At 33.1% G+C, this 26,367-nt stretch carries 25 protein-coding genes and 6 tRNA genes; 7 read left to right on the plus strand and 24 right to left on the minus strand.

Annotation, left to right across the window (positions count from 1 at the left end; all coding sequences use genetic code 11):
• The first annotated feature begins 97 nt into the window (after window positions 1-97).
• Window positions 98-967, plus strand: a complete 870-nt coding sequence (locus ACFQ1R_RS14835) for an AraC family transcriptional regulator (RefSeq protein WP_379927059.1) — start codon at window positions 98-100, stop codon at window positions 965-967.
• A 75-nt stretch (window positions 968-1,042) separates the two neighbouring features.
• Window positions 1,043-1,780, plus strand: coding sequence for an SDR family oxidoreductase (locus ACFQ1R_RS14840; RefSeq protein ID WP_379927060.1), 738 nt, complete (start codon window positions 1,043-1,045; stop codon window positions 1,778-1,780).
• Between the two features lie 178 nt (window positions 1,781-1,958).
• Here the strand turns inward: ACFQ1R_RS14840 and ACFQ1R_RS14845 are convergent, their stop codons facing one another.
• Window positions 1,959-3,422, minus strand: coding sequence for an aminoacyl-histidine dipeptidase (locus ACFQ1R_RS14845; protein ID WP_379927061.1), 1,464 nt, complete (start codon window positions 3,420-3,422; stop codon window positions 1,959-1,961).
• A gap of 240 nt (window positions 3,423-3,662) precedes the next feature.
• On the opposite strand from ACFQ1R_RS14845, the gene ACFQ1R_RS14850 reads away from it, so the two are divergent.
• Window positions 3,663-4,730, plus strand: a complete 1,068-nt coding sequence (locus ACFQ1R_RS14850) for a DUF3810 domain-containing protein (RefSeq protein ID WP_379927062.1) — start codon at window positions 3,663-3,665, stop codon at window positions 4,728-4,730.
• A gap of 271 nt (window positions 4,731-5,001) precedes the next feature.
• Entirely contained in the window at window positions 5,002-5,700 is a 699-nt protein-coding gene (locus tag ACFQ1R_RS14855) for a DUF4369 domain-containing protein (RefSeq protein ID WP_379927063.1), read from the plus strand.
• A gap of 64 nt (window positions 5,701-5,764) precedes the next feature.
• On the opposite strand, the gene ACFQ1R_RS14860 is transcribed toward ACFQ1R_RS14855, so the two are convergent.
• Both ACFQ1R_RS14860 and ACFQ1R_RS14865 read right to left on the minus strand, forming a co-directional pair.
• A tRNA-Thr gene (locus ACFQ1R_RS14860) sits at window positions 5,765-5,838 on the minus strand.
• 60 nt (window positions 5,839-5,898) lie between these two features.
• A complete protein-coding gene (locus ACFQ1R_RS14865) occupies window positions 5,899-6,168 on the minus strand; it encodes a hypothetical protein (RefSeq protein ID WP_379927064.1) in 270 nt (89 codons plus the stop codon).
• A gap of 428 nt (window positions 6,169-6,596) precedes the next feature.
• Here ACFQ1R_RS14865 and ACFQ1R_RS14870 point away from each other — a divergent pair, with 428 nt between their 5' ends.
• Entirely contained in the window at window positions 6,597-6,968 is a 372-nt protein-coding gene (locus ACFQ1R_RS14870) for a hypothetical protein (RefSeq protein ID WP_379927065.1), read from the plus strand.
• A 33-nt stretch (window positions 6,969-7,001) separates the two neighbouring features.
• Here ACFQ1R_RS14870 and ACFQ1R_RS14875 read toward each other — a convergent pair whose 3' ends face one another.
• Genes ACFQ1R_RS14875 through idi form a run of 3 tightly spaced genes read right to left on the minus strand, consistent with a single transcriptional unit; the run spans window position 7,002 to window position 8,909 of the window.
• Window positions 7,002-7,973: a type I phosphomannose isomerase catalytic subunit gene (locus ACFQ1R_RS14875; protein WP_379927066.1), complete on the minus strand. Its 972-nt coding sequence runs from the start codon at window positions 7,971-7,973 to the stop codon at window positions 7,002-7,004.
• A 4-nt stretch (window positions 7,974-7,977) separates the two neighbouring features.
• Window positions 7,978-8,388, minus strand: a complete 411-nt coding sequence (locus ACFQ1R_RS14880; protein ID WP_379927067.1) for a 6-pyruvoyl trahydropterin synthase family protein — start codon at window positions 8,386-8,388, stop codon at window positions 7,978-7,980.
• Window positions 8,385-8,909, minus strand: coding sequence for an isopentenyl-diphosphate Delta-isomerase (gene idi, locus ACFQ1R_RS14885; RefSeq protein ID WP_379927068.1), 525 nt, complete (start codon window positions 8,907-8,909; stop codon window positions 8,385-8,387). The genes ACFQ1R_RS14880 and idi overlap by 4 nt, the downstream gene beginning before the upstream one ends.
• A gap of 118 nt (window positions 8,910-9,027) precedes the next feature.
• Here idi and ACFQ1R_RS14890 point away from each other — a divergent pair, with 118 nt between their 5' ends.
• Both ACFQ1R_RS14890 and ACFQ1R_RS14895 read left to right on the plus strand, forming a co-directional pair.
• Window positions 9,028-10,614, plus strand: coding sequence for a peptide chain release factor 3 (locus tag ACFQ1R_RS14890; protein ID WP_379927069.1), 1,587 nt, complete (start codon window positions 9,028-9,030; stop codon window positions 10,612-10,614).
• 133 nt (window positions 10,615-10,747) lie between these two features.
• The gene (locus tag ACFQ1R_RS14895; protein WP_379927070.1) at window positions 10,748-10,984 is read left to right on the plus strand and encodes a (4Fe-4S)-binding protein; all 237 of its coding nucleotides are present in this window, start codon (window positions 10,748-10,750) and stop codon (window positions 10,982-10,984) included.
• 50 nt (window positions 10,985-11,034) lie between these two features.
• Here ACFQ1R_RS14895 and ACFQ1R_RS14900 read toward each other — a convergent pair whose 3' ends face one another.
• From ACFQ1R_RS14900 to rpsU, 18 genes are all read right to left on the minus strand, one after another.
• The gene (locus ACFQ1R_RS14900; protein ID WP_379927071.1) at window positions 11,035-11,352 is read right to left on the minus strand and encodes a DUF3467 domain-containing protein; all 318 of its coding nucleotides are present in this window, start codon (window positions 11,350-11,352) and stop codon (window positions 11,035-11,037) included.
• 86 nt (window positions 11,353-11,438) lie between these two features.
• Window positions 11,439-15,740 (minus strand): DNA-directed RNA polymerase subunit beta', encoded by a 4,302-nt coding sequence (rpoC, locus tag ACFQ1R_RS14905; protein ID WP_379927072.1) that lies wholly within the window; start codon window positions 15,738-15,740, stop codon window positions 11,439-11,441.
• A 78-nt stretch (window positions 15,741-15,818) separates the two neighbouring features.
• Window positions 15,819-19,631, minus strand: coding sequence for a DNA-directed RNA polymerase subunit beta (gene rpoB / locus ACFQ1R_RS14910; RefSeq protein ID WP_379927073.1), 3,813 nt, complete (start codon window positions 19,629-19,631; stop codon window positions 15,819-15,821).
• A gap of 125 nt (window positions 19,632-19,756) precedes the next feature.
• Entirely contained in the window at window positions 19,757-20,134 is a 378-nt protein-coding gene (gene rplL / locus ACFQ1R_RS14915; protein ID WP_379927074.1) for a 50S ribosomal protein L7/L12, read from the minus strand.
• Between the two features lie 66 nt (window positions 20,135-20,200).
• Complete coding sequence (rplJ, locus tag ACFQ1R_RS14920; protein WP_379927075.1) at window positions 20,201-20,722, minus strand: 50S ribosomal protein L10; 522 nt, start codon at window positions 20,720-20,722, stop codon at window positions 20,201-20,203.
• A gap of 19 nt (window positions 20,723-20,741) precedes the next feature.
• Window positions 20,742-21,431, minus strand: a complete 690-nt coding sequence (gene rplA / locus ACFQ1R_RS14925; protein ID WP_379927076.1) for a 50S ribosomal protein L1 — start codon at window positions 21,429-21,431, stop codon at window positions 20,742-20,744.
• Window positions 21,432-21,451: 20 nt separating this feature from the next.
• A complete protein-coding gene (gene rplK / locus ACFQ1R_RS14930) occupies window positions 21,452-21,889 on the minus strand; it encodes a 50S ribosomal protein L11 (RefSeq protein ID WP_379927077.1) in 438 nt (145 codons plus the stop codon).
• Between the two features lie 75 nt (window positions 21,890-21,964).
• Entirely contained in the window at window positions 21,965-22,519 is a 555-nt protein-coding gene (gene nusG / locus ACFQ1R_RS14935; RefSeq protein WP_379927078.1) for a transcription termination/antitermination protein NusG, read from the minus strand.
• Between the two features lie 10 nt (window positions 22,520-22,529).
• Window positions 22,530-22,727 (minus strand): preprotein translocase subunit SecE, encoded by a 198-nt coding sequence (gene secE, locus ACFQ1R_RS14940; RefSeq protein WP_379927079.1) that lies wholly within the window; start codon window positions 22,725-22,727, stop codon window positions 22,530-22,532.
• Between the two features lie 120 nt (window positions 22,728-22,847).
• Window positions 22,848-22,920: transfer RNA gene (locus ACFQ1R_RS14945), tRNA-Trp, on the minus strand.
• 59 nt (window positions 22,921-22,979) lie between these two features.
• Window positions 22,980-24,167: an elongation factor Tu gene (gene tuf / locus ACFQ1R_RS14950; RefSeq protein WP_379927080.1), complete on the minus strand. Its 1,188-nt coding sequence runs from the start codon at window positions 24,165-24,167 to the stop codon at window positions 22,980-22,982.
• 70 nt (window positions 24,168-24,237) lie between these two features.
• A tRNA-Thr gene (locus ACFQ1R_RS14955) sits at window positions 24,238-24,309 on the minus strand.
• An 11-nt stretch (window positions 24,310-24,320) separates the two neighbouring features.
• Window positions 24,321-24,393 (minus strand) — tRNA-Gly (locus tag ACFQ1R_RS14960).
• A 29-nt stretch (window positions 24,394-24,422) separates the two neighbouring features.
• Window positions 24,423-24,504: transfer RNA gene (locus ACFQ1R_RS14965), tRNA-Tyr, on the minus strand.
• Window positions 24,505-24,570: 66 nt separating this feature from the next.
• Window positions 24,571-24,644 (minus strand) — tRNA-Thr (locus tag ACFQ1R_RS14970).
• A gap of 100 nt (window positions 24,645-24,744) precedes the next feature.
• On the minus strand, window positions 24,745-25,047 hold the full coding sequence (gene hpf, locus ACFQ1R_RS14975) for a ribosome hibernation-promoting factor, HPF/YfiA family (protein ID WP_379927081.1): 303 nt from the start codon (window positions 25,045-25,047) through the stop codon (window positions 24,745-24,747).
• A gap of 35 nt (window positions 25,048-25,082) precedes the next feature.
• Window positions 25,083-25,973 carry a tyrosine-type recombinase/integrase gene (locus ACFQ1R_RS14980; protein WP_379927082.1) on the minus strand — a complete coding sequence of 297 codons (891 nt, stop codon included), beginning with the start codon at window positions 25,971-25,973 and terminating at the stop codon, window positions 25,083-25,085.
• Between the two features lie 123 nt (window positions 25,974-26,096).
• Window positions 26,097-26,291, minus strand: a complete 195-nt coding sequence (gene rpsU / locus ACFQ1R_RS14985; RefSeq protein ID WP_379927083.1) for a 30S ribosomal protein S21 — start codon at window positions 26,289-26,291, stop codon at window positions 26,097-26,099.
• Between the last annotated feature and the right edge of the window lie 76 nt (window positions 26,292-26,367).

Raw genomic sequence — 26,367 nt, forward strand, 5'->3', positions numbered from 1 at the left:
CGTTTACCATTAGATATTAAACATTAAAACGATTTCATATCAATTTGTTAGCGGTCATTGTAAACCGACATCCTTCAAACATTGAACGACAAACCAAATGCAAGAAACAAAAGGACTTTTAAATGATATAAAACTGCACGAAAAATTAACGATTAGAGTTAGTTCAAATGCTGATGCCAACTTGCCAAAAGAAACGTTAGACAAACTACTTAAAACACATAGAAAGGCATTCTATTTTTTCCTTTTTATGATGAAAGGCAATTCAACGCACAAGGTCGACCTTAATGAACAAACTGTTTTGGAAGGACAAATACTTTTTGTTTTACCCAATCAAATTCACACACTTCCACAGCGTAAAGATGGAGATGAGTATTTTAAAATAAGTTTTGACGAAAACTGTTTGGCATTACTTCCACAGCAATTTTCATTTTTAATCAATCCGTTAAATACTCAAATTATTGAATTTGACAATGCTTCAAAGCAAAGAGTAAAATCACTTTTTGAAAATTTAAACCAGCTGTTGCATTCTGACAATGAACAAAAAAATGCAACAATTATTTTGGCTCATCTCAATTCGTTAATGACAGAATTTGACATCTCTTATTTCAAAAGTGTAACAAAAGAAAACGCACAATCAACCAAAATTCAGAAATACATTGAATTTAAAATTGCTGTTGAAACACATTTGACAGAGCAACATTCTATAAATACCATTGCAGACAATCTCTCTGTTACAACAAACAATCTTTATAATATTGTAAAAGAGTTTTCTGGAGTTTCGCCAAAAGAATTTATCACAAATCGTCTAATGTTAGAAGCTCAACGAAAGTTACATTACGAAAAAACATCTATAAAAGAATTGGCTTACAAACTTGGTTTTAATGACCCTGATTATTTTTCTCGTCTTTTCAAAAAAAGTACAGGAAAAAGTGTGAGCAGTTATTTAGCAGACATTCAAGATTTGTGAAGCACATAAAGTGATTAGTCCTGCCCAACTATATATCTCTGAACGAACTTTGCAGTTCATTAAAATATATAGAAAATGAAAACAACATTAGTAACAGGAGCAAATAAGGGTATCGGTTTTGAAGTAGCAAAACAACTTTTACAAAACAACGTGTTCGTATATTTAGGAAGCCGTAATTTAGAAAACGGACAACAAGCAGTTGACGAACTTAAATCAGCAGGTTTCAACAACGTTGAAGCAATTGAATTAGATGTAACAAATGACCAATCTGTAAAAGAGGCAAGGAAAACAATTGGCGAGAAAACTAGCGTTTTAGATATTCTCATCAACAATGCAGGTATTAGTGGCGGACAACCGCAAACATCACTTTCGGCAACGATGCAACAATTTCACGACGCTTACGAAACCAATGTATTTGGTGTAGTTAGGGTAACGCAGGCGTTTATTGACTTGATGCAAAAATCTGACCAACCAAGGATTGTGAATGTAAGTTCAGGACAGGGTTCTATTACATTAGCCTCTGACCCTACTTCTGCCTATTATAATTTTAAAGGTGCGGTGTATCAATCGTCAAAATCAGCTGTAAATATGTACACAGTTGTATTGGCTTTTGACCTTAAAGACACACTTTTTAAAGTGAATTTGGTTAGTCCAGGCTTTACAAAAACCGACTTTAATGGCAATCGTGGTACAGGGACAGTAGAAGACGCAGGGAAAAGAATTTTGAAATATGCGTTTATCGGACAAGACGGACCAACAGGAAAATTCTTTTGCGAAGAAACAAATCCACTAACAGGCGAAATTCCTTGGTAAAAAATTAATAACGACAGAAGACAACGAACCGCTAACAAGGGTTTTTCGTTATTGGGGCTGAAGTACAAACTTCAGCTTTTTTTCATTAAATTAGCATCAGTTAAAGGCTGAACTTTTGTGCTTCGATTGCCCCAACAACGCAAAGCCCCAAAACGTTAAACGAGCAATTCCAAAAAATCTATTTCTTCTCAGGAATATGCTTCAAAATTTCCAAAACAAACTTCCAATATTTTTGTACTGATGAAATTTGCGCACGTTCGTCGGGTGAATGTGCGCCTTTAATATTGGGTCCGAAACTAATCATATCCATATCTGGATAGTTCTTTCCTAAGATACCACACTCCAATCCTGCATGACATGCTGCTACATGTGGTTTTTCACCAGTTAAATCTTCATACAGTTGCGTCATTATTTTTAAAATGGGCGATTGCATATTTGGTGTCCAACCCGGATAATCTCCTGAAAATTCTACTTCACAACCTGTTAGTTCAAAAGTTGCTCGAAGCATATTCGCTAAATCCATTTTAGAACTCTCAACCGATGAGCGCGTTAAACACCCAATTTTTATTTTACCCTTTTTAACCACTACCCTAGCAATGTTATTTGAGGTTTCAACCAAATTTGGAATATCGGCACTCATACGATACACACCATTTTGCGCCGCATAAATTGCTCTAGTTAACCCTTCTTGCACACCTAAATCCATAATAGTTTTAGGTGTTTCACATTTAGAAATTTGAATTTCTAAATCGGGTTCCATGGTTTTTAGTTCTGCTTTTATGGTTTCTGCGTGTTCCTTCATTTCTTTTAAAAATGTTGCTTCATGGATCGCATCAATAGCTACAATTGCTTTACTTTCTCTTGGGATGGCGTTACGCAAACTACCACCATCAATTTCTGAAATTCGCAATCCGAAGTTTTCAAAACCATCAAACAACAAGCGATTCATTAGTTTATTGGCATTACCCAAACCTTCATGAATTTGCATTCCAGAATGACCACCTTGTAAGCCTTTAACTTTAATAGTGAAACCTATTTTAATCTCGGGTGTTTCTTCTTCATTATAAGTTCTAGTTGCTGTAACATCAATACCACCAGCACAACCAACACCAATTTCATCATCTTCTTCAGTATCTAAATTTAAAAGTATTTTTCCTTCAAGCAAACCACCTTTTAAGCCTTTAGCACCCGTCATACCCGTTTCTTCATCAATAGTAAAAAGGGCTTCAATGGCTGGATGTTGTATGGTTGTACTTTCTAAAATTGCCATAATGGTTGCAACTCCTAACCCATTATCGGCACCTAATGTTGTTCCTTTAGCGCGCACCCAATCGCCATACACATACATATCAATACCATCTGTATCGAAATCAAAAACTGTATCGTTATTTTTTTGATGCACCATATCTAAATGCGATTGCATAACAATAGGTGTTCTAAGTTCCATACCTGAGGTGGCTGTTTTTTTTATTATAACGTTGCCAACTTCATCCTCAATGGTTTCTAAACCAAGGTTTTTACCAAAATCTTTCATAAAAGCTATAACGCGCGCTTCTTTTTTTGAGGCACGAGGTATGGCATTTAAATCGGCGAATTTATTCCAAAGTTGTTGTGGTTTTAGTTGTCTAATTTCTGAACTCATAGTATTTTTTCTTGTTTTCAAAGATAATAAAAATGCTTTGACAATGGCTTCTACTCCTGATTGAAGTGTTATCCTTTTTAAAAAAAATACACATAAATTCTGGATTTAAAAAATGTGATATTATATTGCCTTACACTTAATTTTTGCATCAATGTTTTAAAAAGATATAACGGAAAGCAGGAAGAAACAATAACAAATATGCAATTGCAATAGGGTACAAATTTTTATTACTTTTGGTATATGTTTAAAAAGGTAAAAACTTGGGTTGCTCTATTGCTACTTCCGCAATATCTGTTGATTAATTGGCTGGCTAATTACCCTGAATTGGTAGAGCGATTTTACAGTAATGGTTTTTATCCTATCATATCAAAACTTTTTAGGTACACATTGGGTTGGTTGCCTTTTTCGTTTGGCGATTTTGTGTATGCTTTTGCTATCATTTATATTTTTAGATGGTTTTTTGTGAATTTTAAACGCTTAAAAACTGATACTAAGCAATGGTTTATTGATGTTTTTTGTGCAGTTTCAATTGTTTATTTTACGTTTCATGTGTTTTGGGGTTTGAATTATTACCGATTGCCTTTACACACAAGTTTGAATTTAAAACCCGATTATACTACCGAACAACTTGTTAAGGTTACTAAAAAATTGATTGCAAAATCGAATGCGTTATACACCGAAATAGCTGGCGATGATACTTTAAAAATTGATATCCCGTACAGCAAAAGCGATATTTTAAACCTTGCTCCAATTGGTTATAACAACTTAAAGAATATGTTTCCTAATTTGGAATACTACCCTAAAAGCGCAAAAAAATCCTTATTTAGCTACCCATTAACGTATATGGGTTTTAGTGGCTATTTAAATCCGTTAACAAACGAAGCCCAGGTTGATGCGTTGATTCCTGTTTATTTATTTCCTACAACAACATCGCACGAAATGGCACATCAATTGGGTTATGCTGCGGAAAATGAAGCAAATTTTATTGGTTGTTTAGCAGCTATTAACCATGATGATGTTTATTTTAAATATTCTGGTTACACCTTTGCATTGCGCTTTTGCCTTAATGAAATAGCAACACGCGATGAAGTTCTGTTTGAATCGCTATATAAAACCGTAAACATGGGTATTTTATACAATTTTAAAGAAGCACGCGATTTTTGGGATGGCTACGAAAACCCATTTGAACCACTATTTAAAAAAACATACAGTTCGTACCTAAAAGCGAATAAACAAACCAAAGGCATGGAGAGTTATAGCTATGTTGTAGCTTTGATTATTAATTATTTTAATGAAAAAAAATTATAATTTATTTTATAAAAAAACACTCTTTTCAGAGTGTTTTTTTACTAACTAACCAAAAACATGAATTTGCTCTTTCAATTTAAAGTAACCACTCAATAAATTTTATTATTAAGAGCTTTCTTTTTTTTGAAAAACAACTATCGTGCCAAAAAAATATTCTAATGTTTTTTAAGCATAAAAAACTGAAATTCATTTTAAATTCAAAAAAACAAAAGCAATTAGTATTTAAATGATAATTATAAGATATTTGCTTTTCAAAATAATAATTTAATACATGAAAAAAATTTCATACTTACTATTTGCATTATTAATTATTGCTTGTAGTAAAGACCAAGGTAATTTAACTGTAAAAGTTAATGTTAAAGGCTTAAAAAAAGGTGTTCTTCATCTAAAAAAAGTAAAAAATGACAACCTAATTACTGTAGATACTGTTGCAATAAATGGTATTTCTGAAGTTGAGTTACATGCAAATTTAGAATCTCCTGAAATGTTTTATTTATTTCTAGATAAAAACAGTTCTGAAAAAGATCGAATTATGTTTTTTGCAGATAAGGGCATAACAGAAATAAATACTTCGCTTAAAAATTTTGGTTTTGATGCGAAAATAAATGGCGCGCCACAACAAAAAACATTTGAAGAATATAAACTAATGATTTCTCGGTTTAACGAACAAAATCTTGATTTAATTAAAGAAGATTTTGAAGCTAAAAAGAAAGGCGACACAGTAAAATCTAACCAGGTTATAAAAAAATCTGAAAGCAACTTAAAAAGACGCTACTTATTTACAGTAAACTTTGCTTTAAATAATAAAGACAGTGAAATTGCACCTTACTTAGCTTTAACTGAAATTTATGATGCTAACATTAAACTATTAGACACCATTAATAAATCGTTAACACCAAAAGTAAAAGCATCTAAATACGGTAAAGAATTACAACTATATGTAGATAAAATAAAGAAAGCAGAAAAATAATATTGTAATAGTATAAAACAAAAAAAGACCTTTCGTTTGAAAGGTCTTTTTTTTGTTTTTAAAGAGCCGATGGAGGGACTCGAACCCACGACCTGCTGATTACAAATCAGCTGCTCTAGCCAGCTGAGCTACATCGGCGTTTTTACGGGTGCAAATATAATCGCAAAAATTAAATTTGCAAGCACTCCAGTAAAAATTTTATCCTAATTTATTAATTTTTTCAATTAACGCATTTCCTTTAGCTTCAAGTTCTGTACTAATTGCTTTAAAATGAGCTTTTGGATTCTCAATATTTTTAGCGTTTACTTTTGCTATTAAAGCATCAAAAGCTTCTATAGCTTCATCAACAATAGCTTCGCTTTTTTTGTTGTCTTTACTTGAGTTTGTTAATTCCCAAACATAAGCTGCTTCAATAATATCGCCTAAAACATAATTAATATCTTTTTTTAGGTTTCTAACATTTGCCATAATTCAAATAATTTATTTTGATGCAAAATTACATTAATCCTAAACAAAAATCACATAAAAGCATACTAATTTCTAAAATATTACTATATTTGATCTAACATGAATGCAATAAAGATGTCATATAACCAAATTTGTAACCGAAACTTCCAACAGGATAAGTCGGCATCACTTGTTATGGTTAAAACCAAAATACATAGGCATCTTGAATAAACGTTAAATTACACAATTACAACTATATACAATAAGGTGCTTTTTTAAAAAGGCACCTTTTTTATTTTAAACCCTTTAAATTTTAAAAATTATGAAAACATTAAAATCGATTAAACAAGAAATTCAGCTTTTAGCAACTGTTTGTACACATGTGATGTTTAGTACCTATCACAACTACAATTTAACACCATTATTATTATACCCATAAACAAAAAAACATGAAAACGCATATAAACACAAACGTTCCTTTTTTAGTAACAAAAGATATAAGTAATGCTAATGGTTTTTTATTACCACATGCACTTTACGAAAAAATAAAAACCGTTGCCACCTATCCGATAAAAGAATTTTATTTGCAAGACATTCCTGATATTGGAGATTTCAAATTTAAGATGTACAAAAATGCTTTTTTAAACGATAAATTAACTATTCAAGCCCAACTTGTTAAACAAGATAAAGATGGCTATTGGGTAAATATTACCGTTACAAAAGCTAAAAACACTACAAACCATCAAGAACGGATTTGTAGCGCTTTATTTGATTTTCCTTTAGAATCCAAATATTATAAAACAAACCGAACTGCTTGTTAAATAAAATTCCCAAGGTAATACTTGGGATTTTTTTTATACGTAAACTTCTAGAAGCGTTGCGTTTTTTGAAGCTATTTGATAGTTTTCAATACTAGCTGGAAGTAAAATGGTTTCTCCTTTTTTTATAACTTCTGAATAGCCATTTGCTGAAATTTCAACTTGACCATCAACACACATGTAAATAATGAAGGAATCGTGATGATTTTCCTTTTGTAGCGTTGTATCAACCTTTAAATAACTTGTTGTAAAATATGGGCAACTAACCATTTCGTTCGATTGGTTTTTGGTTTTATCATAAGTTACCCTAAAATTATCTGGCATGTTAAAATTGAAGGCATCAATAGCTAAATCGTTGTGTAATTCACGTTCATTACCATCAGCATCTACCCTATCCCAATCGTAAACTCTATAGGTTATATCACTTGTTTGTTGAATTTCGGCAACCATAACACCTGCGCCAATAGCATGTATTCTTCCTACTTCAATAAAATAAGTATCTCCAGTTTTTACTTTATCAAAATTTAGAATTTGAGTAAGTGTTTTTTCTTCAAGATGTTTTAAATATTTGTTAGGTGTCATATCTTGATTGAAACCTACTATAAGATTAGAATTTTCATCGGCCTGAAACACATACCACATTTCTGTTTTTCCAAAGGAATTATGGCGTTTTGCAGCTAATTCATCATTAGGATGTAATTGAATAGATAAATCTTCCTTTGCATCAATAAATTTAATAAGTAATGGAAATTTATCTTTAAAAATCCGATAGTTTTGAAGTCCAATTAAATTTTCCTTATAGGTTTCTATAAGTTGTTTTAACGATTGTCCTTTTAAACTTCCGTTTGAAACTATAGACGTATCGCCTTCAACATCGCTAATTTCCCAACTTTCACCTATATTTGGCAAATCGCTTTTTTTGTTAAGCAATGTTTTAAGTTTTTGTCCGCCCCAAATTTTATCTTTTAAAATAGGTGTAAATTTAATTGGATATAAAGTGTTTAACATGATATTATTTTCCTGTATAGGTTACAAAATTTCGTGGTGTTTCAAAAAGTATTATTTCTAAGTCTAGCTTAGCATCAATTTTTGGCTTTATTTTATTGTATATAACTACAACTATATTTTCGGCGGTTGGGTTTAAATTTTCAAATTCGGGTACTTCAAGATTTAAGTTTTTATGGTCGAAAGCATCTTCAACTTCATCTTTTATAATGTCTTTTAAAACTTTCATATCTATTACATAGCCCGTTTCATTATCAATATCACCTGTAACACTTACAATTAATTCGTAATTGTGCCCATGAAAATTTGGGTTATTGCATTTGCCGAAAATTTCATCGTTTTTTTCGTGCGCCCAATCTTTTCTGTACAATCTATGAGCCGCATTAAAATGGGCTTTTCTACTAACTTTTACCTTCATTTTGATATATTTATATGTTCGTAGAATTTATCAAAAATGATTTTAAACCATTCGGTATATAATTCTGGTTGTTTTAAAATATCTTCCTTAACTGTATCTAGCGGCATCCATTTCCAACTGGCTACTTCGTCTGCATTTATTGCTGGTATTCCATTATAATAACCTATTAAAACATGGTCAAATTCATGTTCTGTTAAGCCATTATCAAAAGGCGCTTTGTATATAAACGAGATTGTATCTTCAAGTTCAACAACAAAACCCATTTCTTCCATTAAACGGCGTTTTCCTGCCTGTACATTGGTTTCTCCAACTCGTTGATGACTACAACAAGTATTTGTCCACAACAACGGCGAATGGTATTTGTGTGCCGCACGTTGCTGCAACATCAATTCATTTTTATTATTAAAAACAAATACAGAAAATGCACGATGTAGTAAGGCTTTTTCGTGCGCTTCCATTTTAGGCATCGTACCTATTTGTTCATCGTTTTCGTTTACAAGAATTACTTTTTCTTCTTCCATAGCATAGCAAAAATACCAAGTATAATATTAATATAATAATTCTAGCTATAAAATATAAAAGTGAATTCTGAAATCATAAATTATAAAGTATCTTTGCAACCAATTTTGCAAGATTATTATGAGTTTTATTAAAGAGATAAACAGAAGAAGAACATTTGGAATTATTTCACATCCTGATGCTGGTAAAACAACATTAACCGAAAAACTTTTACTTTTTGGCGGTGCGATACAAGAAGCTGGTGCTGTAAAAAGTAATAAAATTAAAAAGGGTGCAACTAGTGACTTTATGGAGATTGAGCGTCAGCGTGGTATTTCGGTAGCTACTTCGGTTTTGGCTTTTGAATATAGTGGAACAAAAATTAATATTCTTGATACACCAGGACATAAAGATTTTGCAGAAGACACCTTTAGAACACTTACAGCTGTTGATAGCGTAATTGTTGTAGTTGATGTTGCCAAAGGTGTTGAGGAACAAACTGAAAAATTGGTTGAAGTTTGCCGCATGCGAAACATTCCTATGATTGTTTTTATTAATAAAATGGATAGAGAAGGTAAAGATGCCTTTGATTTATTGGATGAAATTGAACAAAAATTAGGATTAAAAGTTGTGCCTTTAAGTTTCCCGATAGGTATGGGTTACGATTTTAAAGGAATTTACAATATCTGGGAAAAAAACATTAATTTATTTAGTGGTGATAGCAGAAGAAATATTGAAGAAACTATTGAAATTTCAGACTTAGAATCGCCAGAATTAAATAAACTTATTGGTGATAAAGCTGCCAAAACACTAAGAGATGAGATAGAATTGGTTGATGGAATTTACCCTGAATTTGACAAACAAGAATACCTAAACGGGCATTTGCAACCCGTATTTTTTGGTTCTGCATTAAATAATTTTGGTGTTCGCGAATTGTTAGATTGTTTTATTGAAATTGCACCAAAACCAAGGCCAAAACAAAGTGAAGAACGCTTAGTTGAACCAAATGAAGATAAGTTTACAGGCTTTGTATTTAAAATTCATGCGAACATGGATCCAAATCATAGAGACCGTTTAGCTTTTGTTAAAATTGTATCTGGTACTTTTGAAAGAAATAAACCATACCTACATGTTCGACATGGAAAAAAATTAAAATTCTCAAGCCCCAACGCTTTTTTTGCTGAAAAAAAGGAAATAGTTGATATCTCCTACCCTGGTGATATAGTAGGCTTACATGATACTGGAAACTTTAAAATTGGTGACACACTAACTGAAGGTGAAAACATAAACTACAAAGGAATTCCAAGCTTTTCACCAGAACACTTTAGATATATCAACAATGCCGATCCATTAAAATCGAAACAATTATTTAAAGGCATAGACCAATTAATGGATGAAGGTGTAGCACAATTATTTACTTTAGAACTAAATGGAAGAAAAGTAATTGGAACCGTTGGTGCGCTTCAATATGAAGTAATTCAATACCGTTTAGAGCATGAATATGGTGCTAAATGTACTTATGAAAACTTAAACGTTTACAAAGCATGTTGGGTAGACCCAAAAAATTCTAAAACCGATGAATACAAAGAATTTATACGTGTAAAGCAACGTTATTTAGCAAAAGACAAACAAAATCAGTTGGTATTTTTAGCAGACTCTGCCTTTTCTTTACAGATGACGCAACAAACATATCCAAATATTAAATTCCATTTTACATCTGAATTTTAGCAATTCATCGATTTTTTTATTAAATTAATAATTATAAAGACAAAATAATGCTACATTATTTTTTTTAAAAACGATATTTTACTATTTTAATAAAGAAAACAAAGACAAATTCATAATCCCAAATATGAACCTTATGAAAACCTACAAAAATGAATTCAGTAATAATGATATTACCGTAACCTACGAACCATCTACTTGTATTCATGCAGAAAAATGTGCTAAAGGATTATCTGATGTTTTTAGAACCAGTATTATTCCTTGGATAAATTTAGATGGCAGCGAAACAAACCGAATTATAAATCAAATAAAAAGATGCCCTTCTGGTGCATTAAAATTCCATAAAAACGTTAATAATAAAAAAGCTTCATAATTATAAACAAAAAGTCCCATAAAATTACTTTAATGGGACTTTTTGTTTTTTTAAGCTTGACCTGTAGGCCCAAAATTTAAAGGGATTGGAGGTTGTTCATAATCTTTAATTTCACCATGAGCCTTTTCAAACCTAGCAACATTTTCACCTAAAGCATGTAGTAATCTTTTTGCGTGCTGCGGTGTTAAAATAATTCTTGCTTTTACTTTGTTTTTAGGTACACCTGGCATAATATTTACAAAATCTACTACAAATTCTGAAACTGAATGATTTATAATTGCCAAATTAGAATATGTGCCTTCGGCTACCTTTTCATCTAATTCTATGTTTATTTGACCTTGTTTAGGATTATCTTTTTCGTCTGACATAATTTTAATTTTTTAAATTAAAAAAGCCTTCAAGTTAATAACAAGAAGGCTTTTATTTTCTATTTCCTACCTAAAGGAAAAAACATTTAATTATAATTTAATTCTTGCTTTACTTGCATCATTTGGTCAAACTCTTCTTTTGAACCAACAATAATATCAGCATATTTTCGCATACCTGTACCTGCTGGAATTCTGTGTCCAACAATTACGTTTTCTTTCAAGCCTTCTAAACTATCAACTTTACCAGCTACTGCTGCTTCGTTAAGTACTTTAGTTGTTTCTTGGAACGATGCTGCAGAAATAAACGATTTTGTTTGAAGCGATGCTCTAGTAATACCTTGTAATATTGGTGTAGCAGTTGCAGGTTTTGCATCTCTAGCCGTTACAAGGTTTTTATCTTCTCTTCTTAAAATAGAGTTTTCATCTCTTAATTCACGAGGCGTTACAATTTGACCTGCTTTAAGATTAGAAGAATCACCTGCATCTTCAACAACTTTTAATCCGAAAATAGCATCATTTTCTTGGATGAAATCATCTTTATGAACTAATTGATCTTCTAAGAATAGTGTATCACCAGAATCAATAATTTGCACTTTACGCATCATTTGTCTTACAACAACCTCAAAGTGTTTATCATTAATTTTTACTCCTTGTAAACGATATACTTCTTGTACTTCATTCACTAAATACTGCTGAACTGCTGAAGGTCCTTTAATATTTAAGATATCGTCTGGTGTAATAGAACCATCTGATAAAGGCATACCTGCTTTAACGTAATCATTTTCTTGAACAAGAATTTGATTTGATAATTTAACCAAGTATTTTTTAACTTCACCTAATTTAGATTCTACAACAATCTCGCGGTTACCACGTTTAATTTTTCCGAAAGAAACCACACCATCAATCTCACTTACAACAGCAGGATTAGAAGGGTTTCTAGCCTCGAATAACTCGGTTACACGTGGAAGACCACCTGTAATATCACCTGCTTTAGCAGATTTACGAGGTATTTTAACTAAAATCTTACCTACACTAATTTTCTCTCCATCATTTATCATTAAGTGAGAACCAACAGGTAAGTTGTAAGAACGAATCGTTTCTCCACTTGCATCTTCGATATGAAGTGTAGGGATTAACTTCTTGTTTCTTGATTCTGAAATTACTTTCTCTTGGAAACCTGTTTGTTCATCTATTTCAACTTGGTATGTAATACCTTGTTCGATGTTTTCGTATTTAATTTTTCCAGCAAATTCTGAAATAATTACACCGTTATATGGATCCCAAGTACATACAACATCGCCTCTATGTAATTCTTGACCGTTTTTAATCAATAAAGTAGAACCGTAAGGAATATTATTTGTGCTTAACGTAATGCCAGTTTTCTTATCAACTAATTTAAGTTCTGATGTACGTGAAATAACAATATCAATATCATTACCTTCACTATCTTTACCTTTAACAGTTTTTAAATCTTCAATTTCGGCAATACCATTAAATTTAACAATAAGTTTGTTTTCTTCAGAAATGTTACCTGCAATACCACCTACGTGGAATGTACGAAGTGTTAACTGTGTACCAGGCTCACCAATAGATTGAGCAGCTACCACACCAACAGCTTCACCGCGTTGTACCATTTTACCTGTAGCCAAGTTACGACCGTAACATTTAGCACAAATACCCTGTAACGCTTCACAAGTTAATGCTGAACGTACTTCTAAACTATCAATAGGAGATGCTTCAATTGCTTTAGCAATATCATCTTCAATTAATTGTCCTGAAGCAACTAATAATTCATCAGTTAATGGATCATAAACATCATTCAATGCTACACGACCAACAATTCTTTCTTCTAAAGTCTCAACAATCTCATCGTTTTTCTTCAATGGTTCAACTTCAACACCTCTTAATGTTCCACAATCTTCAGTATTGATAATAACATCTTGAGAAACGTCAACCAAACGACGGGTTAAGTAACCTGCATCAGCCGTTTTAAGAGCCGTATCCGCAAGACCTTTACGAGCACCGTGCGTAGAGATGAAGTATTCTAAAATTGAAAGTCCTTCTTTAAAGTTAGAAAGAATTGGGTTTTCAATAATCTCACCACCACCAGCATTCGATTTTTTAGGTTTCGCCATTAATCCACGCATACCTGTAAGCTGACGAATCTGTTCTTTCGATCCACGAGCTCCAGAATCAAGCATCATAAACACCGAGTTAAATCCTTGTTGGTCTTCACGGATACGTTTCATAGACAATTCTGTCAATTCCGCGTTTGTTGAAGTCCAAATATCAATAACTTGGTTATAACGTTCGTTGTTAGTAATAAGTCCCATATTATAGTTACCCATAATACCATCAACTAATGTATTTGCTTTATCAATCATTCCTTGTTTTTCTGGTGGAATGATAATATCACCTAAACTGAATGATAATCCGCCTTGGAATGCAAACTTAAATCCTAAATCTCTAATAGAATCAAGGAAATCTGCCGTTTCAGGAACTGATGTGTATTTTAAAATACTTCCAATAATATCTCTTAAAGATTTTTTAGTAAGAACCTGATTAATATATCCAGCTGCTTGTGGCACTTTTTGATTAAAAAGTACACGACCAACAGTGGTTTCAATAATCATTGGTTCTAACTTACCATCTGCATTGATATCCAACGTTCTAACTTTTATACCCGCATTCAAATCTACTTTCTTTTCATTGAAAGCGATTTCAACCTCTTCTGGTGCATAAAATGTTAAACCTTCACCTTTAACAGGAGCTTCTGGTGTAGACTTACGTAGTTTGGTCATATAGTAAAGACCAAGTACCATGTCTTGAGAAGGTACTGTTACTGGCGAACCATTTGCTGGGTTTAAGATATTGTGAGATGCCAACATTAATAATTGACATTCTAAAATAGCTTCTGGTCCTAATGGTAAATGTACCGCCATTTGATCCCCGTCAAAATCCGCGTTAAAAGCCGTACATACTAATGGGTGTAATTGAATTGCTTTCCCCTCAATTAATTTTGGTTGGAATGCTTGAATACCCAAACGGTGTAACGTAGGAGCACGATTTAGTAATACTGGATGTCCTTTAAGAACGTTCTCCAAAATATCCCAAACCACTGGTTCTCTTTTATCTATAATCTTCTTAGCAGATTTTACTGTTTTTACAATACCTCTTTCAATTAGTTTTCTAATAACGAAAGGTTTGTAAAGTTCTGCTGCCATGTTTTTTGGCAATCCACATTCGTGTAATTTTAATTCTGGTCCAACAACAATTACCGAACGTGCCGAATAATCCACACGTTTTCCTAAAAGGTTTTGACGGAAACGTCCTTGTTTACCTTTTAATGAATCTGATAACGATTTTAATGGACGGTTAGAATCGGTTTTTACAGCAGAAGATTTACGTGTATTATCGAATAACGAATCTACAGATTCTTGTAGCATACGTTTTTCGTTACGTAAAATTACTTCAGGTGCTTTAATCTCAACCAATCTTTTAAGACGGTTGTTTCTGATAATTACACGACGATATAAATCATTTAAATCAGACGTTGCAAAACGACCACCATCTAACGGCACTAACGGACGTAATTCTGGTGGGATGATTGGAATAACCTTCATAATCATCCATTCAGGACGATTTTCTCTATTTTGGTTTGATTCACGTAACGATTCTACAACTTGTAAACGTTTCAAAGCCTCTGTTTTACGTTGTTTAGACGTTTCAGTATTTGCTTTATGACGTAATTCGTATGATAAAGACTCTAAATCAATTCTAGCTAATAATTCAATTAAACATTCTGCTCCCATTTTAGCAAGGAACTTATTTGGATCATTATCATCTAAATATTGATTATCTTGAGGAAGGCTATCAAGAATATTTAAATATTCTTCTTCAGTTAAGAAGTCCATCTTTTCTAATGGTTCACCATCTTCATTTTTAGCATTACCTGGTTGAATTACTACATAACGTTCGTAGTAAATAATCATATCTAATTTCTTAGAAGGTAAGCCTAATAAATAGCCGATTTTATTTGGTAACGAACGGAAATACCAGATATGAGCGATTGGCACCACTAAATTGATGTGACCAACACGATCTCTACGTACTTTCTTTTCTGTTACTTCAACACCACAACGGTCGCAAACGATACCTTTGTAGCGAATTCTTTTATATTTACCACAAGCACATTCATAATCCTTTACTGGACCAAAAATACGCTCACAGAATAAACCATCTCTTTCTGGTTTATGAGTTCGATAATTGATAGTTTCTGGTTTTAAAACTTCACCTCTTGACTCTGCTAAAATAGACTCTGGTGATGCTAAACCAATCGAGATTTTGTTAAATCTTCTTACTGTATTCTTATCTTGTTTTCTTGCCATGTTCTTTTAGTATTCAGTCTCAGTTTTAGTATTCGGTTTATTTAAATGTAAACCGAATACTGTAACTGCATACTTTTTTTATTCCTCTAATCTGATATCTAAACCTAAACCTTTTAATTCATGCATTAATACATTGAAAGATTCTGGTAGTCCTGGATCTGGCATTGGTTCGCCTTTTACAATAGCTTCGTACGTTTTAGCTCTTCCAATAACATCATCAGATTTTACTGTTAAGATTTCACGTAGTGTACTTGATGCACCGTATGCTTCAAGTGCCCAAACCTCCATCTCACCAAAACGTTGACCACCAAATTGTGCTTTACCACCAAGCGGTTGTTGTGTAATTAATGAGTATGGTCCTATAGAACGTGCGTGCATTTTATCATCAACCATGTGTCCTAATTTCAACATATAGATAACGCCTACTGTTGCTGGTTGGTCGAAACGTTGTCCAGTTCCACCGTCATATAAGTAAGTATGTCCGTATCTTGGAATACCTGCTTCATCAGTTAGTTCATTAATTTGGTCTATTGTTGCACCATCAAAAATTGGCGTTGCATAGGTACGACCTAATTTTTGACCTGCCCAACCAAGTACCGTTTCATAAATCTGACCGATGTTCATACGAGATGGTACACCAAGTGGGTTTAACACAATATCAACAGGCGTTCCATCTTCTAAGAAAGGCATATCTTCAGCTCTTACAATACGAGCAACAATACCTTTATTACCATGACGACCTGCCATTTTATCACCAACTTTAAGTTTACGTTTCTTAGCAATATAAACTTTAGCTAATTTAATGATACCCGCTGGTAACTCATCACCTACAGAAATAGTGAACTTCTCACGACGTAAAGAACCTTGTAAGTCGTTTTCTTTAATTTTGTAGTTGTGAATTAAATCGGCCACAAGTTGATTTGTATGATCATCAGTTGTCCATTTTCCAGCAACTAAATGCGCATAATCATCAACAGCATTTAACATTTTTTGAGTGAATTTTTTACCTTTTGGTAATACTTCTTCACCTAAATCGTTATAAATACCTTGAGCTGTTTTACCATTTACAATGTTGAATAATTTTTCAACTAAAACTTCTTTTAGCTCATCAAATTTTCTATCGTAAATACCTTCTAACTGCGTAATATCGTCTTTATCTTGAGCACGTTTACGTTTATCTTTAACGGCTTTAGAGAATAATTTTTTATCAATTACAACACCATTTAATGAAGGAGACGCTTTTAACGAAGCATCTTTTACATCACCAGCTTTATCACCAAAAATAGCACGTAATAATTTTTCTTCAGGTGTTGGATCAGATTCGCCTTTAGGTGTGATTTTTCCTATTAAGATATCACCAGGTTTCACTTCAGCACCAATACGAATCATTCCGTTTTCATCTAAATCTTTAGTAGCTTCTTCAGAAACGTTAGGAATATCATTGGTTAACTCTTCGTTACCTAATTTTGTATCTCTAACTTCTAATGAATACTCATCGATATGAATAGATGTGAAAATATCTTCGCGAACAACTTTTTCAGAAATTACAATTGCATCCTCAAAGTTATACCCTTTCCAAGGCATGAAGGCTACTTTCATATTTCTACCTAAAGCTAACTCCCCTTTTTGGGTTGCATAACCTTCACATAAAACTTGTCCTTTTGTTACTTTATCACCTTTAACCACAATAGGTTTTAAGTTGATAGAAGTTCCTTGATTCGTTTTTCTAAATTTGATTAATTGGTATGTTTTAACATCACTATCAAAACTTACTTTCGCTTCATCTTCAGTACGATCGTATCTAATTTGAATTTCATTTGCATCAACGTAAAGTACTTCACCAGTACCTTCTGCATTAATTAAAACACGAGAATCTGATGCTACTTGACGCTCTAAACCAGTACCAACAATTGGTGCTTGAGGCAATAATAATGGAACAGCTTGACGCATCATATTCGATCCCATCAAGGCTCTATTCGCATCATCATGCTCTAAGAACGGAATCAACGATGCTGATATAGATGAAATTTGATTTGGTGCAACATCCGTATAATGTAATCCTGTTGGATCCATTACCGGGAAGTCACCTTCCATACGTGCAATTACTTTATCATGTAAAATTTTACCGCTTTCATCTACTTTTACTGTAGCTTGCGCGATTAATTTACCTTCTTCCTCTTCTGCACTTAAATATACTGGTTGGTTTTTAATATCAACCACACCATCAGTTACAGGACGGTAAGGAGTTTCAATGAATCCCATTCCATTCACTTTAGCAAATACTGAAAGTGACGAAATTAAACCAATATTTGGTCCCTCAGGAGTTTCAATTGGACATAAACGACCGTAGTGTGTATAGTGAACGTCACGTACCTCGAAACCTGCTCTTTCACGAGATAAACCACCTGGGCCAAGTGCAGATAAACGACGCTTATGAGTAATCTCAGCTAACGGATTTGTTTGATCCATAAATTGAGATAATTGGTTTGTTCCAAAGAATGAATTAATAACAGACGATAAAGTCTTAGCGTTAATTAAGTCGATTGGAGTAAACACCTCATTATCACGAACATTCATACGCTCACGAATGGTACGCGCCATACGCGCTAAACCAACACCAAATTGTTGCGATAATTGCTCTCCAACAGTACGTACACGACGGTTAGATAAGTGGTCAATATCATCAATCTCAGCTTTAGAGTTGATAAGCTCGATTAAATATTTAATAATGGTAATAATATCTTCTTTGGTAAGCACTTGCTTATCCATTTCAATATTAAGACCTAATTTTTTGTTCATTCTGTAACGCCCAACTTCACCTAAAGAGTAACGTTGATCACTGAAAAATAATTTATCAATGATGCCACGTGCGGTTTCCTCATCTGGCGGTTCTGCATTACGTAATTGTCTATATATATGCTCAACAGCCTCTTTTTCTGAGTTTGTTGGATCTTTTTGAAGGGTGTTGTGAATAATGGCGTAATCACCTTGTTCAGCGCTTTCTTTGTGTAAAAGAATTGCCTTCACATCAGCTTCAATAATTTCTTCTATATTGTCTTTATCTAAGATAGTATCACGATCAAGAATAATTTCATTACGCTCGATAGATACTACTTCACCTGTATCCTCATCAACAAAATCCTCATGCCAAGTATTAAGTACACGAGCCGCTAATTTTCTACCTTGATATTTTTTTAATCCAGTTTTAGAAACTTTAATTTCTTCAGCTAAATCGAAAATCTCTAAGATATCTTTATCACGTTCAAAACCTATAGCTCTAAATAATGTAGTAACAGGTAATTTTTTCTTTCTATCAATGTACGCATACATTACCTGGTTGATATCAGTAGCGAATTCAATCCAAGAACCTTTAAAAGGAATTACCCTAGCTGAATATAATTTTGTACCATTTGCATGGAATGATTGACCAAAGAAAACCCCTGGTGAACGGTGTAATTGAGATACTACAACACGTTCTGCACCATTAATAACAAAAGTACCACTTGGTGTCATGTAAGGTATAGTTCCTAAGTACACATCTTGAACAATGGTTTCAAAATCTTCATGTTCAGGGTCTGTACAATATAACTTTAACCTTGCCTTAAGCGGAACGCTATAAGTAAGACCTCTTTCAATACACTCATCAATAGCGTAACGTGGAGGATCTACAAAGTAATCTAAAAATTCTAAAACAAATTGATTACGAGAATCGGTAATTGGAAAGTTCTCCATGAAGGTATTGTATAAACCTTCATCGCCTCTTTCATCAGACTTTGTTTCTAATTGGAAAAAATCCTGGAAGGATTTAATCTGAATATCCAAGAAATCTGGGTATTCTGTTCTATTTACAATAGACGAGAAATTTAATCTTTCAGCTTGTGTTGATAACATCAATGGACGGAATTTTGATTAAAAAATAATAGTTATGGCGTATGTAATTATTATATACGCAAAATGGTTTAGGTCTTGAAGGTTATACTCCAGACCTAAACCTTTATGTTGTTTGGTAGCTAAGCTTATTTAAGCTCAACCTCTGCTCCAGCTTCTTCTAAAGATGCTTTTAATCCTTCAGCTTCGTCTTTAGATACTCCTTCTTTAATGTTACTTGGAGCACCATCAACTAATTCTTTAGCTTCTTTTAATCCTAAACCAGTTAATTCTTTAACTAATTTAACTACACCTAATTTAGATGCACCAGCAGCTTTTAATACAACTGTAAACTCAGTTTGAGCTTCAGCAGCATCATCACCACCTGCAGCAGGACCAGCAGCAACTGCTACAGCAGCAGCAGCAGGCTCAATACCATACTCATCTTTTAATATTGTAGCTAACTCATTTACTTCTTTAACTGTTAAGTTAACTAATTTTTCTGCGAAATCTTTTAAATCTGCCATTTTCTATCGTTTTTAATAAATTTTTAATTTGTAATATAATTGTAATATAGTGCGTACTGTTTAATTCTATCCTTCTTTTTCAGATAGTGTTTTAATAATACCAGCCAGTTTACCACCACTTGATTTAAGTGCCGAAACAACGTTTTTAGCAGGCGATTGTAACAATCCTACAATCTCTCCTAATAACTCTTCTTTAGACTTGATATCAACTAACATGTCTAATTGGTTATCGCCAATATAAACGCATTCCTCAATAAATGCACCTTTTAACAAAGGCTTCTCTGATTTTTTGCGGAAGGTTTTAATTAACTTCGCTGGTGCATTACCTGTTTCAGAATACATAACAGATGTATTTCCTTTTAAAACTGATGGAAGATTTCCGAAATCTCTATCAGAAGCTTCCATTGCTTTTTCAAGTAATGTGTTTTTAACTACTGCTAACTTTATGTTTGCTTTAAAGCAAGCACGACGTAATTCTGAGGTTGTTAATGCATTTAATCCTGAAATATCTGCTACATAAATGTTAGCATTACTGGCTAATTCTGCAGTTAAGTCCTCAATTACTTGTGATTTTTCTTCTCTTGTCATAATAAAAGTATTTAACTAATTAACCAACTTTAGGATCAACAGCAACACTAGGACTCATAGTACTAGAAAGGAAAATACTTTTTACGTATGTACCTTTTGCAGTTGTTGGCTTAAGTTTTATTAATGTTTGAATTAATTCTGTTGCATTACCAGCAATTTTATCAGCACTAAAAGATGCTTTTCCTATTGCAGCATGCACGATACCGGTTTTATCAACTTTAAAGTCAATTTTACCAGCTTTAACTTCAGTTACAGCTTTAGCAACGTCCATAGTTACTGTACCAGTTTTTGGGTTAGGCATTAAACCACGAGGACCTAATACACGTCCTAAAGGACCTAATTTACCCATTACACTTGGCATAGTAATAATTACGTCAACATCTGTCCAACCATTCTTGATTTTTTCAAGATAATCATCCAATCCAACGTAATCTGCTCCAGCTTCTTTAGCTTCTGCTTCTTTATCTGGAGTTACTAATGCTAATACTTTCATGTCTTTTCCAGTACCGTGAGGAAGTGAAACAACACCTCTTACCATCTGGTTAGCTTTACGTGGATCTACTCCTAATCGTACAGCGATATCAACTGATGCATCAAATTTAGTACTAGTTATTTCTTTTACTAATACTGATGCTTCATCAAGAGAGTAAACTCTCCCTTTTTCTATTTTTGCTAAAGCTTCTTTTTGCTTTTTTGTTAATCTTGCCATTTTTTAATGTCTTTAATAGATTACTTTGGTGCGTTTCCAGTCACGGTTATACCCATAGACCTTGCGGTACCAGCTATCATACTCATAGCAGATTCAATAGTAAATGCGTTTAAATCTACCATTTTATCTTCTGCTATTGTTTTGATTTGATCCCATGAAACTTTAGCTACTTTTTTTCGGTTTGGTTCTCCTGAACCACTTTTTAACTTGGCCGCTTCTAATAATTGTACTGCAGCCGGAGGTGTTTTAATAACGAAGTCGAAAGACTTGTCTTTATATACAGTGATAACCACAGGTAAAACTTTACCTGGTTTATCTTGAGTTCTAGCATTAAATTGCTTACAGAACTCCATAATGTTAACCCCAGCAGCACCTAAAGCGGGTCCAACCGGTGGCGACGGATTCGCAGCACCTCCCCGAACTTGTAACTTAACTACTTTACCAATTTCTTTTGCCATTTTTAATAATTTAAGTTGATACGCCTCTCTGTTGGAAGCAAAAGAGCATATCTTTTATATAGTGTGTAACAATTATTATACTTTTTCAACTTGCATATAACTTAGCTCTAATGGTGTTTTTCTTCCAAAAATTTTCACCATTACTTCTAGCTTACGCTTTTCTTCATTTATTTTTTCAATTGTACCATCAAATCCATTAAATGGTCCATCTATAACTTTTACTGTTTCACCTTTTGTAAATGGTATTGCTACTGTTGCGTTTTCTTCAACAGTTAACTCATCTACTTTACCTAACATTCTGTTTACTTCAGATTGTCTTAACGGCACAGGATCACCACCTTTTGTTTCACCTAAAAAACCAATCACATTAGTAACCGATCTGATAATGTGAGGAATCTCACCTGATAAATTTGCTTGAATCATTATGTAACCTGGAAAAAACACCTTTTCTTTATGAATCTTTTTTCCGTTACGTATTTGAATCACACGTTCTGTTGGAACCAATACTTGATCTACATAATCTTGAAGACCTAAACGAGTAATTTCGTTTTCAATATAAGTCTTAATCTTATTTTCTTGACCACTTACGGCTCTAACAACATACCATTTTTTCTCACTTACTTCAGACATAGACTATATTTTAACCGTTAATCCATTGAAAGTAAAACCCAATGACTTTACTGAATACCGTATCTATTCCCCAAATTGCTAAGGAAAATATAATTGAAAATACAGCAACTAAAACAGTTAAACTTTGTGCTTCTGCCCAAGTCGGCCAGCTCACATTATTTTTAAGTTCGCCAAATGATTCTTTTACGTAATTTACAATTCCAGCCATTTATATGTTTTTTCAACAGATTAAAAATTTCTGTCATTCAATTTTATAATTGATTAAAGTGAAATTTTTATTTCTTAATTCATTATTAAGAAGCCTATAATAAAATATTCTTCTACTATGCACGGGTTGAGGGACTCGAACTCTCGACACCTGGTTTTGGAGACCAGTGCTCTACCAACTGAGCTAAACCCGTAAACATAAGTCAAGGTATTCCGAAAACGGAATACCTTAGCTTATTTTATATTAAACTGATTAGTCTAAAATTTCAGTTACTTGACCAGCACCTACTGTACGACCACCTTCACGGATTGCGAAACGTAAACCAACGTTCATTGCAATTTTTTGAATAAGCTCTACAGTAATAGTTAAGTTGTCTCCTGGCATAACCATTTCAACACCATCAGGAAGCGCAATGTTTCCAGTTACGTCAGTTGTACGTACGTAAAACTGAGGACGGTAATTGTTGTGGAATGGTGTATGACGACCACCTTCTTCTTTTTTCAAGATATAAACCTCTGCTTTAAATTTAGCGTGCGGTGTTACTGAACCTGGTTTAACAATAACCATACCTCTAGAGATTTGAGTTTTATCAATACCTCTTAATAAGATACCTGCGTTATCACCAGCTTCACCTCTATCAAGGATTTGACGGAACATTTCGATACCAGTAATAGTAGATGTTAATTTCTCAGCACCCATACCAATGATTTCAACTGGATCTCCAGTTTTAGCAATACCAGTTTCGATACGACCTGTAGCAACAGTTCCACGACCAGTAATAGAGAATACGTCTTCAATTGGCATTAAGAAAGGCTTATCAACTTCTCTTAAAGGCTCTTCAATCCATGAATCTACTGCTTCCATTAATTGCATAACTGTATCTACCCATTTAGCTTCACCGTTAAGTGCACCTAAAGCAGAACCAGCAATTACAGGCCCATTATCTCCATCATATTCGTAGAAAGATAATAAATCTCTAATTTCCATTTCAACTAACTCTAGTAACTCCTCATCATCAACCATATCCACTTTATTCATGAATACAACCATACGAGGAATACCTACTTGACGTCCTAAAAGGATGTGCTCACGAGTTTGTGGCATTGGACCATCAGTAGCAGCAACTACTAAAATAGCACCATCCATTTGAGCAGCACCAGTAACCATGTTCTTTACGTAATCCGCGTGACCAGGACAGTCAACGTGAGCGTAGTGACGATTAGCTGTTGCATATTCAACGTGTGAAGTATTAATTGTAATACCTCTTTCTTTTTCTTCTGGAGCGTTATCAATCTGGTCGAATGATTTCGCTTCTGATAAACCTGCATCAGCTAATACTTTAGTAATAGCAGCAGTTAAAGTTGTTTTACCGTGATCTACGTGTCCAATTGTACCAATATTTAAGTGTGGTTTTGAACGATCGAAAGTTGCCTTTGCCATGTTTTTTAAATAATTTAATCTTAGTTATATAATAATATTAGTGTATTCTAATTTTTTTTTCAATAAATAGAGCCAATGACGGGAATTGAACCCGTGACCTCTTCCTTACCAAGGAAACGCTCTACCCCTGAGCTACACCGGCTTAAATATTAGAGCGGGAGACCGGGTTCGAACCGGCGACATTCAGCTTGGAAGGCTGACGCTCTACCAACTGAGCTACTCCCGCAATTATTTAATTCCTTTTTAAGTAAAATGTGGGGAGAGCAGGATTCGAACCTGCGAAGACGTAGTCAGCAGATTTACAGTCTGCCCTCGTTGGCCGCTTGAGTATCTCCCCAATTAACTTATTTCACTCTTTTAAAGAACTTAAAACGAAAAACAAATTCGTTTTTTTATTTTTTTGAGCCGATGGAGGGACTCGAACCCACGACCTGCTGATTACAAATCAGCTGCTCTAGCCAGCTGAGCTACATCGGCGTTTTTACACTTTTTACGCATAAAAAAAGCCCGCTATTTCTAACGGACTGCAAATGTATAGATTTATTTTTTTAATCAAAACATTTTTTGAGAAATTTTATTATAAATGTTCTCTTAATTTTTCTTTTCTCTTTTTTAGCTGTCTTTCTAATGACGCTGCTGCCATATCTGCTCCTTCCTCAAAACTTTTGCATTGTTTTTTTACAACAAAACTATCACCAGGCACACTTACTCTTGCTTCAAATATTTTATTTTCTTTATCGCTTGTGTTTTCAACTTTTAAAAAAACATCCGAATGGATTACTTTATCATAGAACATATCTAATTTATCCATTCGCTTTTGAATGAAATTTATTAATTTTTTGTCTGCATTAAAATTAACTGATTGAGTGATTACTTTCATACTTTGTAATTTTTGGTTAAACAATACTCTCAATACTATTTTTTACTTCTTGGGTGTGCGTTTATGTGCACCTTTTTCAACTCGGCTATACTATTGTGTGTATAAACTTGTGTTGCTGCTAAACTTGAATGACCAAGAAGCTCTTTAACAGCATTTAAATCGGCACCTTGGTTTAGTAAATGAGTTGCAAATGAATGCCTTAATATATGCGGACTCTTTTTTACCTTAGTAGATGCTTCACTAAAATAATCATTTATTATTCTATAAACAAGTGTTTCATATATTTTAACGCCTTTTTGTGTTAAAAATAAATAATCATCATCTAATATAGTTTCTAACTTATTTCGCTCTTTTATATATAGGTGAAATGTATTTAGTACTGAATTTAATAGCGGTATTATGCGTTCCTTGTTACATTTACCTAATACTTTTAACGTGCTATTTTCTAAATTAAAATTTAATAGTTTAAGTTCAACTAGCTCTATTCTTCTTATACCTGTTGAATAAAATAGTTCGATTATTAATTTATTTCGAATGCCTTCAAAATCGTTTTCAAAGTTAAAATCATCAAGAACGTTTGCCACTTCTGCTTCTGAAAAAGGGATTTGTATTTTTTTACTTGTTTTTAAGGCTTTATGTTTTACTAATGGGTTTACTTCTATTGTTTTTGTTTTTAGAAGAAATTTGTAATAGGTATTTAATGATGATATTTTTCTGTTGATACTTCGGTTTGAAAGGCCATTTTCAACTAATGAAACAATCCAACTACGAATTTGAGCATAGTTTATTTGAGTAATGCTTTCAACTCTATATTCAGCATTTGCAAATTTTGAAAAACTTTCTAAATCTTTCTTGTAAGCATTAACCGTTAATGCTGAATAATTTTTTTCTAACAACAGGTAATCTGTAAATGAATTGAAAGACATTTTTTAAGTTTAAGGTTTAAAGTTAAAAGTTAAAAGTTTAGAACACAACTTTTATGATGGTAAAAATGTTAAACAAAAAAAATCCCGCTAGTTGCGGGATTTTAATTTTATATAAGTTACAGATTATATGTCTTCTGCATCTCTTAAACCTTGAATGTATTGTGCTTTTTGTATTTGCGCTCTACGTTCTACTGAAGGCTTTGTAAATTGTTTGCGAGTTTGTAACTGACGCTTAATGCCTGTTTTATCAAACTTTCTTTTAAAACGCTTTAGCGCTCTATCTATATTTTCTCCTTCTTTAATTGGTATTATTAACATAGTGTCTTAACCTCCTCTCTTTTAGATTTTGTGGGTGCAAAAATAAAAATAATTATTAATTAACAATTATCAAATG

This window comes from Mariniflexile jejuense (genome assembly GCF_042675665.1).
GTDB classification, from domain to species: Bacteria; Bacteroidota; Bacteroidia; order Flavobacteriales; family Flavobacteriaceae; genus Mariniflexile; species Mariniflexile jejuense.